At 68.2% G+C, this 11721-nt stretch carries 11 protein-coding genes; 9 read left to right on the top strand and 2 right to left on the bottom strand.

Going from position 1 to position 11721, the window contains the following annotated elements; genetic code table 11:
- Positions 1–41 precede the first annotated feature (41 nt).
- The 3 genes from leuA (at position 42) to ACX80I_RS00280 (ending at position 3400) form a co-directional block, all read left to right on the top strand.
- Positions 42–1784 carry a 2-isopropylmalate synthase gene (gene leuA, locus ACX80I_RS00290; RefSeq protein ID WP_459343212.1) on the top strand — a complete coding sequence of 581 codons (1743 nt, stop codon included), beginning with the start codon at positions 42–44 and terminating at the stop codon, positions 1782–1784.
- A 72-nt stretch (positions 1785–1856) separates the two neighbouring features.
- Positions 1857–2603: a DNA repair protein RecO gene (gene recO / locus ACX80I_RS00285; protein WP_459310732.1), complete on the top strand. Its 747-nt coding sequence runs from the start codon at positions 1857–1859 to the stop codon at positions 2601–2603.
- On the top strand, positions 2600–3400 hold the full coding sequence (locus ACX80I_RS00280; RefSeq protein ID WP_459343211.1) for an isoprenyl transferase: 801 nt from the start codon (positions 2600–2602) through the stop codon (positions 3398–3400). Before recO ends, ACX80I_RS00280 begins: the two co-directional genes overlap by 4 nt.
- Here ACX80I_RS00280 and ACX80I_RS00275 read toward each other — a convergent pair.
- A complete protein-coding gene (locus ACX80I_RS00275) occupies positions 3397–4455 on the bottom strand; it encodes an alpha/beta hydrolase (protein WP_459343210.1) in 1059 nt (352 codons plus the stop codon). The two genes, ACX80I_RS00280 and ACX80I_RS00275, sit on opposite strands and share 4 nt — an antisense overlap.
- 72 nt (positions 4456–4527) lie before the next feature.
- Between ACX80I_RS00275 and ACX80I_RS00270 the strand changes: the two genes are divergently transcribed.
- Positions 4528–5607 (top strand): quinone-dependent dihydroorotate dehydrogenase, encoded by a 1080-nt coding sequence (locus tag ACX80I_RS00270; protein ID WP_459343209.1) that lies wholly within the window; start codon positions 4528–4530, stop codon positions 5605–5607.
- A 194-nt stretch (positions 5608–5801) separates the two neighbouring features.
- Here ACX80I_RS00270 and ACX80I_RS00265 read toward each other — a convergent pair whose 3' ends face one another.
- Positions 5802–6389: a DUF3043 domain-containing protein gene (locus ACX80I_RS00265; RefSeq protein WP_459343208.1), complete on the bottom strand. Its 588-nt coding sequence runs from the start codon at positions 6387–6389 to the stop codon at positions 5802–5804.
- 116 nt (positions 6390–6505) lie between these two features.
- Here ACX80I_RS00265 and ACX80I_RS00260 point away from each other — a divergent pair, with 116 nt between their 5' ends.
- The 5 genes from ACX80I_RS00260 to ctaF all read left to right on the top strand — a co-directional run bounded on the left by ACX80I_RS00260 (position 6506) and on the right by ctaF (position 11632).
- A complete protein-coding gene (locus tag ACX80I_RS00260) occupies positions 6506–7930 on the top strand; it encodes a dipeptidase (protein WP_459343207.1) in 1425 nt (474 codons plus the stop codon).
- 150 nt (positions 7931–8080) lie between these two features.
- Positions 8081–8461 carry a HesB/IscA family protein gene (locus ACX80I_RS00255; protein ID WP_301227521.1) on the top strand — a complete coding sequence of 127 codons (381 nt, stop codon included), beginning with the start codon at positions 8081–8083 and terminating at the stop codon, positions 8459–8461.
- Positions 8462–8631: 170 nt separating this feature from the next.
- Positions 8632–9504 (top strand): aa3-type cytochrome oxidase subunit II, encoded by an 873-nt coding sequence (gene ctaC, locus ACX80I_RS00250; RefSeq protein WP_459343206.1) that lies wholly within the window; start codon positions 8632–8634, stop codon positions 9502–9504.
- Positions 9504–11234 (top strand): aa3-type cytochrome oxidase subunit I, encoded by a 1731-nt coding sequence (gene ctaD, locus ACX80I_RS00245; RefSeq protein ID WP_459343205.1) that lies wholly within the window; start codon positions 9504–9506, stop codon positions 11232–11234. The genes ctaC and ctaD overlap by 1 nt, the downstream gene beginning before the upstream one ends.
- Positions 11231–11632, top strand: coding sequence for a cytochrome c oxidase subunit 4 (gene ctaF, locus ACX80I_RS00240; RefSeq protein WP_459343204.1), 402 nt, complete (start codon positions 11231–11233; stop codon positions 11630–11632). The genes ctaD and ctaF overlap by 4 nt, the downstream gene beginning before the upstream one ends.
- Positions 11633–11721: the final 89 nt, after the last annotated feature.

The raw sequence follows: 11721 nt of genomic DNA, 5'->3' as shown, positions 1-11721 counted from the left end.
GCCGCCAGCACCTCCAGTTCCAACAGACAAGGCCGATTCCCATGCGAAACGCACAGAAGACCTCCGGTATGCCGTTCGGTAAGTACCGACCCTTCCAGGAGCAGATCTCCGTCGAGCTGCCCGACCGCACGTGGCCCGACAAGGTCATCACCAAGGCGCCCCGCTGGTGCGCCGTCGACCTGCGCGACGGCAACCAGGCCCTGATCGACCCGATGAACCCCGAGCGCAAGCACAAGATGTTCGACCTCCTCGTGCAGATGGGCTACAAGGAGATCGAGGTCGGGTTCCCCTCGGCGTCCCAGACCGACTTCGACTTCGTCCGCCAGCTCATCGAGGGCGACCGCATCCCCGACGACGTCACCATCCAGGTGCTGACCCAGTCCCGTGAGCACCTGATCGAGCGCACCTACGCGTCGCTCGAGGGCGCCGACCGCGCCATCGTCCACCTCTACAACTCGACGTCGGTCCTGCAGCGGCGCGTCGTGTTCAACCAGGACCAGGACGGCATCATCGACATCGCCCTCCAGGGGGCACGCCTCTGCCGCAAGTTCGAGGAGAACATGGGCGATACGGCGATCACCTACGAGTACTCGCCGGAATCCTTCACCGGGACCGAACTGGAGTTCGCCGCCAGGATCAGCAACGAGGTCTCCGCCGTGTTCGAGGCCTCCGCGGACCGCCAGATGATCCTGAACCTGCCGGCCACCGTGGAGATGGCCACCCCCAACGTCTACGCCGATTCCATCGAGTGGATGACCCGGAACCTCGCGGACAGGGACAGCATCATCCTGTCCCTGCACCCGCACAACGACCGCGGGACCGGCGTCGCAGCCGCCGAACTCGGCTACCTCGCCGGCGCGGACCGCATCGAGGGCTGCCTGTTCGGCAACGGGGAGCGCACCGGCAACGTGGATCTGGTGACGCTGGGGATGAACCTCTTCAGCCAGGGCATCGACCCGGAGATCGACTTCTCCGACATGGACTCCATCCGCCGCACGGCCGAGTACTGCAACCAGCTCAGCGTGCCGGAACGCTCGCCCTACGGCGGCGACCTCGTGTTCACGGCGTTCTCGGGTTCGCACCAGGACGCCATCAAGAAGGGCTTCGAGAGCATGGAGCGCGACGCCGCCGCTGCCGGCGTCGGCGTCGACGACCTGCCCTGGGCCGTTCCGTACCTGCCGATCGATCCGAAGGACATCGGGCGCTCCTACGAAGCGGTCATCCGGGTCAACTCGCAGTCGGGCAAGGGCGGCGTCGCCTACCTGCTCAAGAACGAGCACAGCCTGGACCTGCCGCGCCGGGCGCAGATCGAGTTCTCCGGCGTCATCCAGCGCCGGACCGAGACCCAGGGCGGCGAGGTCAGCGGTGCGCAGCTGTGGTCGGTCTTCCAGGACGAGTACCTGCCGACCCGTGCAGAAGGCGGCTCCGAGGCCTGGGGCCACTACGAGCTGACCTCGGTCAACACGGACACCGCGGAGGACGGCTCGTTCAAGCTCGTCGCGACGCTCCTGGTGGACGGGGTGCAGCAGCGCAGGAGTGCCCAGGGCAACGGCCCGATCGACGCCCTGTTGGCCATCCTCAGCTCCGACGGCGTCGACGTCCGCGTCCTCGACTACACCGAGCATGCCCTGTCCTCGGGCGGCAACGCCCGCGCTGCGGCGTACGTCGAGTGCGCCGTCGGGGAACGGGTGCTGTGGGGCGTGGGGATCGACGCCAACACGACGATGGCGGCATTGAAGGCCGTCATCTCCGCCGTCAACCGCGCCATCCGCGACGCCGCCTGATTCCGGCTCTTTCCGCCCGCCACCCCCGCGCCTCCCGAGCTCGACGGGGGTGGCAGGTGGGAGAATGAACCCGTGCCTTCATCGACAGCCTTCCGCACCTACCGCACCGAAGGTGTCGTCCTGCGGACCTACAAGCTCGGTGAGGCGGACCGCATCATCGTGCTCCTGACGCGCGAGCACGGCCAGGTCCGTGCGGTGGCCAAGGGCGTACGCAGGACCAGCAGCAAGTTTGGATCGCGCCTGGAACCCTTCATGTCCGTCGACCTCCTGCTCGCGCACGGCCGGAACCTCGACGTCGTCACCCAGGCCCAGACGAAGGGGGCCTACGGGCACGGCATCGCCTCCGACTACGGCCGGTACACCGCCGCGACGGCCATCGCTGAGACCGCCGAACGCCTGACGGACATCGGCGAGGGCGGGGGAGCGCAGTACGCGCTCGTCGCCGGCGCGTTCTCCGCGCTCAGCCGCAACCTACACCCGTCCGAGCTCATCCTCGACTCCTACCTGCTGCGCGCCCTGGCGACGGCGGGCTGGGCCCCCAGCTTCACGGACTGCGCCCGGTGCGGCGCTCCCGGCCCGCACTCAGCCTTCTCCGCGCCGCTCGGAGGGGCCGTCTGCCCGACGTGCCGTCCGCCGGGCGCCGCGTCGCCGTCGGCCGCCACGATGGAACTGCTCGGAGCCCTGCTCACGGGCGACTGGGCGATCGCGGACGCGTCGGACAACGGCGCCCGCCGTGAAGCCGCCGGACTCGTGGCGGCCTTCCTGCAGTGGCACCTCGAACGCGGGGTCGCCTCCCTCAAACATGTGGAGCGTGTATGAAGAACCATCGTCCCGTTGCGCCGTGGCCCCACCCGAGCGGTGCGCGGGCGCCGTCGATCCCGCGCCAGTTCGTGCCGGCGCACGTGGCGATCGTCATGGACGGCAACGGCCGCTGGGCGAACGAGCGGGGCCTGCCGCGCACCGAGGGACACAAGGCCGGGGAGGCCGCGCTGCTGGACGTCATGGCGGGCGCCATCGAGATCGGCGTCCGGCATGTCTCCGTGTACGCGTTCAGCACCGAGAACTGGAAGAGGTCCCCGGAGGAGGTGCGCTTCCTCATGGGCTTCAACAAGGAGGTGCTGAGGCGCCGGCGCGACCAGCTCGACGAGTGGGGCGTCCGCATCCGCTGGTCCGGGCGCCGGCCGAAGCTCTGGCAGTCGGTGATCCGCGAACTGGAGGAGGCCGAGCGGTACACGGCGCACAATACGACGTGCACGCTCACGATGTGCGTGAACTACGGGGGTCGCGCCGAGATCGCCGACGCCGCCAGGGCCATCGCCGAGGACGTCGCGGCCGGCACCCTGAAGGCCTCGTCGGTCAGCGAGAAGACCATCCAGCGGTACCTGGACGAACCCGACCTGCCGGACGTCGACCTGTTCCTCCGCACGTCCGGCGAGCAGCGGTTGTCGAACTTTATGCTCTGGCAGTCGGCCTACGCGGAGATGGTGTTCATGAACACGCTGTGGCCCGACGTCGACCGACGGACGCTGTGGCGCGCGGTCGAGGAGTACGCGTCACGCGACCGCCGGTACGGGGGAGCGGTGGACAAGGCCGCTGCAGGCAGCGCGTCCTCCTAGCCGCGGAAGCCCGCCGGGCGGCCGTCCTCCCGGCACGGCCTGCATGCCGGCACGTACACGTCCAGCCACCAGGCGGCGATCCCGACCGCCTGCCTCCTCACCTCCCGGCGTGAGAGGAAGACGTCGTGCAGGGCGCCCGGAAGCCGCCGGATGGTTACGTTGGGACCGAGTTCGGCCGCGCGGCGCACCATCGGGGTGACGTCGAGGACGCTGTCCGTCTCCAGCATCGCGCTGTTCCAGCTGGTGCTGATGGTGGACGCCTGGGAACAGAGGACGAGCACCGGGACGTCGATCGACACCCCACGGGCGAGGGCCGCATGGCCGGCCAGCACGGCCGCCAGCCAGCCGGCCCGGATGGGGAAGCCCGCCTCGGGACGCCACGCCGGGTCGATACTCCACTCGCCGTCGCGGGTGTCGCTGATGCTGCGGAAGTAGAAGCCGAGTTCGGGGAGCCTCAACCGGGTCTTCGGCCGACGCCGTGACACCGCCAGGATGCCCTGCGCGGCGCTCCGCAACTGGGCGCTGCCCTGGGTGTCCAGCCACGGGCTGTTGAGGACGAGCGCAGCGATCCGGCCCGGGTTGCGGGCGGCCCACAGCGCCGTGGTCAGACCTCCGGTGGAGTGCGCCATGAGCACCAGGTCGACGTAAGGGGCCGGTGCCGGGTCCCCGCCGCGGCGCGCGGCCAGGCGGTCCGTCAGTGCCGCCATCGCCGCCTCGAGGTCGGCGTCGTAGTGGTCGAGGGACGTGGTGAATCCGGGCGTCTGGCCCGGCAGGAGGCTCCGGCCGTACTTGTGGAGGTCCAGGGCGAAGAACGCCCAGCCGTGGGCGTGCAGCGTCCGGGCGAGCTCCGCATGGAAGAAGTAGTCGCTGAAGCCGTGGACGTACAGCACCGCCCGCGCCGGTCCGCCCTGCTGCGGGTCGTCCCCGGCGGGCCCGTCGTCGGGCTCGTACGCGACGAGGGTGGCGACACGTGGCCCTTCGTCGTCGGGCTCCAGCGGAAGTGTCAGCGCACGGAAGGATCCGCCGAGGATGTCCTCCGACCAGAGCTCGTCCATGCGATGACCCTACCGCCGACCCGATGCCGTCCTGAGTTGGTGCCCGCCCCGTCCGCGTGGAATTCTGGAGGCATGCGCTTCTACCCGACCTTCTTCCGGATCGTGTTCTCCGGGATGGACGCCGAACGGGCCCACAGGATCGGGTTCGCCCTGATCCGGGCCGCCGACCTTCCACCTGTGGGATGGGCGCTGCGGCGGTTCTGCGCGCCCGATCCGCGCCTCGCCACCACCGCCTTCGGAGTGGACTTCCCGTCACCGTTCGGTCTCGCTGCCGGCTTCGACAAGGCGGGCAAGGGCGTGCTTCCGCTGACCGCACTCGGCTTCGGGCACGTGGAGATCGGGACGATCACCGGCCAGGCCCAGCCCGGCAACCCGGCGCCCAGGCTCTTCCGGCTCGTCGAGGACCGGGCGGTCATCAATCGGATGGGCTTCAACAATGACGGCGCGGCCGCCGTCGCCCCGCGCCTGCGGTCGGCCCGGCAGCGGCTGGCCGGGCGCTACGGTGCACGTTCCCGCCCGGTCGTCGGGGTCAACATCGGCAAGACCAAGAAAGTGGACCTCGCCGATGCCGTGGCCGACTACCTCGTGAGCGCCCAGCAGCTGGCACCCGTCGCCGACTACCTCGTCGTCAACGTGTCCTCGCCGAACACCCCGGGCCTCCGGCTGCTCCAGACCGTCGAGTCGCTCCGGCCCCTGCTCGAAGCGGTCCGCCGCACCGCCGACGAGGCGGCGGGGCGCCACGTGCCGCTCCTCGTCAAGATCGCCCCCGACCTGATGGACTCCGACATCGACGACGTCGGCGCCCTCGCGCTGGATCTGGGGCTGGACGGCATCGTGGCGACGAACACCACGATCACGCGCGAGAACCTCGTGACCGATCCCGCCACCGTGATGGCCAAGGGCGTGGGCGGCCTGAGCGGCGCACCGCTGAAGGCGCGGTCTCTCGAGGTCCTCAAGCGCCTGCGTGCCGCCGTGGGGGACCAGCTCGCCATCGTCGCCGTCGGCGGCGTCGAAACCCCCGAGGACGTCCTCGAGCGGCTGGAGGCCGGCGCCACCCTCGTCCAGGGGTACACCGCGTTCCTCTACGAGGGTCCCTTCTGGGCGCGCCGCATCAACCGCGGCCTGCTGCGCGCGCGCCGCGCCACGGCCTGACCGGACGGACCCGTGCCGCCCCGCGGTACGCCGGTCAGACAGAAGCCGGTCAGACAGAAGCCGGTCAGACAGGAGAAGCCGGGCCCTCGGGCCCGGCTTCTTTCTGTTCCTGCGACCGCAGATCCTGAGACCGCAGTTCCTGCGGTTGCCCGGCATGCGGCCGGCGTCAGGACGTGCGCATCAGAGGACGCGGATCAGGAGGGGTACTGTCCCCGGCTGACCTGCGGCTTCGGGAGACGCAGGCGGCGGAACTGCAGCGCACGCGTCACCCCGTACCAGAGGTCTCCCTGGTTGGGGGAGCCGAACTTCTCGGTCAGCTTCTTCTTCAGCTTCCGGCGCAGCAGGAAGCAATCGACGATCACAGCGACGATGAGCACCCAGAAGGCCATCAGGACGGCGCTCTGCACCGCGACGGACTGGAAGAAGCTCAGGATCACGAACACCAGCGCGGCGATCATGAGGAACTCGCCGATATTGACGCGGGCGTCGACGAACTGACGGATGTAGCGACGGTTCGGGCCCTTGTCCCGCAACGGCAGGTAGCGCTCCTCGTCGGTGTCGAGGGCCTGGCGCATCTTCGCACGTTCGTCACGCACGCTCGCACGGCCCTGGTCGCGGGCGGCCTTGCGGTCGGTGGGAACGAGGGGCCGCTTGCGTGCGGCCTCCTGCACGCTGCGCTTGGGCGTCGGTGCGCCCTTGCCCTGGGCGCGCAGCGCTTCGTCGGTGCGTGAAGCGCTGTCAACGGCTTCCTGGGCAGGCGGGGTTTCTTTTCGTCCGAACACCCCTTCAGGATACCGGCTCGGTGTCCGGCGGACGCCCCCTCGGGAGCGCAGGCTCCGACGCCGGTCCGCGGCGGCGCATCCCCCGCGGCACGGGGCCGCGTGTGTAGGGTTCTGGCATGACTTCCACGAATACCTCCACCGAGCAGTCGCACGACCGGTCGCACGTCGTCGAGCAGTTGCGGGCGAGCGTCGACGCGGCGTTCCCCCGCATCGTCGAGCAGCTCTCGGCTCTCGTCGCCGTCCAGGGCATCGCCTGGGAAGCGTTCGACTCGGCCGAGCTGGACCGCAGCGCCGATGCCGTTGCCGCACTGGTCCGGGGTGTCGGCATCGACGATGTCCGGGTCCTGCGTGTGGACAACGACGGGACCCCCGGCGGGCCCGCCGTCGTCGCCCGCCGCGCCGCGGCAGAGGGCAAGCCGACGGTCCTCCTCTATGCCCACCACGATGTGCAGCCGCCCGGAGATCCGGCGCTCTGGGAGACGGAGCCCTTCGTCGCAACGGAGCGCGACGGCAGGCTCTACGGTCGCGGAGCGGCCGACGACAAGGCGGGCATCATGGCGCACATCGGCGCCTTCGGAGCCCTCAGCGAAGTCCTCGGCGACTCCTTCGGGGTCGGGGTGACACTTTTCATCGAAGGGGAGGAGGAGGCCGGCTCGCCCACCTTCCGCACGTTCCTCGAGACGTACCGTGACGACCTCGAGGCCGACGTGATCGTCGTCGCCGACTCCAGCAACTGGAAAGTGGGGGTGCCGGCACTGACCACGAGCCTCCGCGGGCTGGTGGACGGCACCATCGAGGTGCAGGTCCTCGACCACGCCGTGCACTCCGGGATGTTCGGCGGACCGGTCCTCGACGCGCCGACCCTCCTCGCGCGGCTCATCGCGACACTGCACGACGACGCCGGCGATGTCGCCATCGCGGGCCTGCGGGGCGGCGACCTCGCATCCGTCGAGTACGCCGAGCAGGACTACCGCTCGGACGCCTCGGTGCTCGACGGCGTCCAGCTCGCCGGCACGGGCTCCATCGCCTCCCGCCTGTGGCACAAGCCGGCCCTGTCCATCATCGGCATGGACATCCCGAGCGTCGCCCTGTCCTCCAACACGCTGCTGCCGCGGGCGCGCGCCAAGTTCAGCCTCCGGCTCGCCCCCGGGGAGGATCCGCAGGCCGCGATGGACGCCGTGCGGGCCCACGTCGAGTCCCACGCCCCCTTCGGGGCCAGGGTCACGTTCACGCCGGGGGAGAGTGGCAGCCCCTTCCAGACGGACACCTCCGAGCCGGCATCGCGCCTGGCGCTGGAGGCACTCGAGGAGGCCTGGGGCGTGCAGCCCGTGGAGGCGGGCATGGGCGGCTCCATCCCCTTCATCGCCGACCTGACAGAGCTCTTCCCCTCGGCGCAGATCCTGATCACGGGCGTCGAGGACCCCGATTCGCGGGCCCACAGCGCCAACGAGTCGCTGCACCTGGGCGAGTTCCGGAAGGCCGTCCTCGCCGAGGCGATCCTGCTTGCCCGGCTCAATGACGAAGGACTCGCCGGCGCCTGAACGTTCGGCGCGGACGGGAGGGCGGAAATGTTTCAGCCCTCCCGTCCGTTATGTCTACAGCGTGCACGGCTACCATTGGATCAAGCCGTGTGCGCTCCACCGCGGACGGCACTGAGAGCGGACACCACGCGCCGAGCTAGGAGAAACACTATGAGCACATCGACCACCGAAACAGGGTCCCTCCAGGAGTCCTCGGAACTTCCCGTGCACGAGGTCAACCTGTCCGATGTCGCAGCCGGCAAGGTGCGCAGCCTCCTCGAGCAGGAAGGACGCACCGACCTCCGTCTGCGCGTCGCGGTCCAGCCGGGCGGCTGCTCCGGACTGATCTACCAGCTGTATTTCGACGAGCGCGTCCTCGACGGCGATGCGGTGCGGGACTTCGACGGCGTCGAGGTCATCGTGGACAAGATGAGCGTCCCCTACCTGTCCGGTGCTTCCATCGACTTCGAGGACACCATCTCGAAGCAGGGCTTCACCATCGACAACCCGAACGCAGGCGGATCCTGCGCCTGTGGGGACTCCTTCCACTAACACGTCGCAGGGGCCCGGAACACCACCGATGAGGTGTGTTCCGGGCCTTTTGCATGTCACCAGATCGCCGGTCGTACAGGTAAGCTCTACAGTGAGTAGTAAAACTGGATGTGCTCCCCGGGCAGCTTCATGGGCGGGTGGCAACGCACGTAGAAAAGGAAGGTCCGTCTGTGAGTTCGCAGGACCGAACCGGTAGCAAGCGCGTCAGGATCGCGAAGATCTCCAGCATCTCGCTGGCTGGCGCCCTCCTACTGACCGGCTGTTCGGCACAAGCCCAGAATGGCTGGCTCCCGGCAGACCGGGACAACACCAATCACACCGGGATCATCACCGATCTGTGGGTCAACTCGTGGATCGCGGCGCTGGTCGTCGGCATCATCACGTGGGGCCTGATCATCTGGTGCATGGTTGCCTACCGCCGCCGGAAGAACGACACCGGCTACCCGCGGCAGATGAGCTACAACCTGCCGCTCGAGATCTTCTACTTGACGATCCCGCTGTTCATGGTGCTCGTGTTCTTCTACTTCACCGAGCGCGACATCGCCACGATCGACGCCCGCGTCGAGGACCCCGATGTCATCGTGGACGTGCGTGGCAAGCAGTGGGCGTGGGATTTCAACTACGTTACCGAGGACAAGTACTCCACGGGACAGCAGGCCCACCTCACGGGTGAGCCGGGCCGGGTCGATGACCTGCCGACCCTGTACCTGCCGGTGAACCGGAGTGTCGAGCTCCAGCTCAACGCCCGCGACGTGCAGCACTCGTTCTTCGTCCCCGCGTTCCTGCAGAAGCGGGACCTGTACCCGGGGCGCACCAACTACATCAACCTCACCCCTACCAAGGAGGGGACCTTCGCGGGCAAGTGCGCCGAGCTGTGCGGTCAGTACCACTCGGAGATGCTCTTCAACGTCAAGGTCGTCTCGCAGGCGGAAGTCGACGCGCAGATGGCGCAGCTGGAAGACGGTCAGCTCGGTGACGAGTACGACCGCGACTCCTACCCAGAGGATGATCCCGATACCGACCCAGCCAGGAGCAGCAGCTGATGTCCACCTTCGAATACACCCTTGAGGAAGCCGGCACCATAGCCGCTCCGCGTGTTGTTCCCCGGTCCAAGGGACGCATCGTCGTCAACTGGATCACGACGACGGACCACAAGACCATCGGGTACATGTACCTGATCTCCTCGTTCGTCTTCTTCTGCTTCGCCGGCGTGATGGCGCTGATCATCCGCGCCGAGCTCTTCGAACCCGGGATGCAGGTCCTGCAGACGAAGGAGCAGTACAACCAGCTGTTCACCATGCACGGCACCGTGATGCTCCTGATGTTCGCGACACCGCTGTTCGCCGGCTTCACCAACGTCATCATGCCGCTGCAGATCGGGGCGCCCGACGTCGCCTTCCCGCGGCTGAACGCCCTGGCCTTCTGGTTCTTCCTCTTCGGCAGCACCATCGCGGTCTCCGGCTTCATCACCCCCCAGGGTGCGGCATCGTTCGGCTGGTTCGCGTACGCCCCGCTCTCGAGCACCACGTTCTCGCCGGGCATCGGCGGGGACCTGTGGGTCTTCGGCCTCGCACTGTCCGGCTTCGGCACCATCCTCGGTGGCGTCAACTTCGTCACGACGATCATCTGCATGCGCGCCCCGGGCCTGACAATGTGGCGCATGCCGATCTTCACCTGGAACGCCCTCATCACCTCGATCCTGGTGCTGATGGCCTTCCCGCCGTTCGCTGCAGCCCTGTTCGCGCTCGGTGCCGACCGCCGCTTCGGTGCCCACATCTTCGACCCTGAAGCGGGCGGTGCCATCCTGTGGCAGCACCTCTTCTGGTTCTTCGGCCACCCCGAGGTGTACATCATCGCGCTGCCGTTCTTCGGCATCGTCTCCGAGATCTTCCCGGTCTTCAGCCGCAAGCCGATCTTCGGCTACAAGGGCCTCGTCTACGCGACGATCTCGATCGCCGCGCTCTCCGTGACGGTGTGGGCGCATCACATGTACGTCACCGGCGCGGTCCTGCTGCCGTTCTTCGCGTTCATGACGATGCTCATCGCCGTCCCCACGGGCGTGAAGTTCTTCAACTGGATCGGCACCATGTGGCGCGGCTCCATCACGTTCGAGACACCGATGCTGTGGAGCATCGGCTTCCTCGTCACCTTCCTCTTCGGCGGCCTCACCGGCATCATCCTGGCCTCGCCGCCGCTGGACTTCCACGTCTCGGACACGTACTTCGTGGTGGCCCACTTCCACTACGTGGTCTTCGGGACCGTGGTGTTCGCGATGTTCGCCGGCTTCTACTTCTGGTGGCCCAAGTTCACCGGGAAGATGCTGAACGAGCGCCTCGGCAAGATCCACTTCTGGATGCTGTTCCTCGGCTTCCACGCCACGTTCCTGATCCAGCACTGGCTCGGCGTCGAGGGCATGCCGCGACGCTACGCGGACTACCTGCCCGAGGACGGCTTCACGGCGATGAACCAGTTCTCGACCATCGGATCCTTCATCCTCGGAGCCTCCCTGATCCCGTTCTTCTGGAACGTCTACATCACATGGCGCAGCGGCAAGAAGGTCGAGGTGGACGATCCCTGGGGCTTCGGAGCCTCGCTGGAGTGGGCGACGTCCTGCCCGCCCCCGCGCCACAACTTCACCTCGCTCCCGCGCATCCGCTCGGAGCGCCCTGCACTCGACCTGCACCACCCCGAGCTGCAGCAGACCCACACCCCCGATGACAGTGCCGCGGGCCAGCTCCTGGGCTCTGCCGACCGGAAGGACGCCAACGCGTGAAGATCGAGACGAAACTCTTCGCCTACATGACGCCGTTCTTCCTGCTGGTGGGAACCGTGTACGGCTTCCTCGTGGAATGGTCGGAGCCCGTAGGGTTCCTCGCGCTTTACCTCACAGCGGGTCTGTCGGGGATGATCGCGTTCTACATCGGCTTCACCGGTAAGCGCGTGGGCCTGCGCCCCGAGGACCGCCTGGACGCCGAGATCCACGAGGGCTCCGGTGAGCAGGGCCAGTTCAGCCCCTGGAGCTGGTGGCCCCTGGTCCTCGGGCTCGCCGCCGCGACCGGTTTCCTCGGTATGGCGATCGGGTTCTGGATCATGTACATCGGCATGGGGCTGGCCGCGATCGCCCTGGTCGGCTGGGTCTTCGAATACAGCCGTGGGTACCACGCCCACTAGGCCTGTAGGACCCGTCCGAAGGGAGCCCGCCACGTGCGGGCTCCCTTCCGTTTAAGTACAGTCGATAGTGCTGCCGCCGGGCGGCCTGA

It is taken from the genome of Arthrobacter rhamnosi (genome assembly GCF_054510855.1).
The sequence above is the reverse complement of the archived record's forward strand: the minus strand, read 5'-3'. Positions and strand labels throughout refer to the sequence as shown.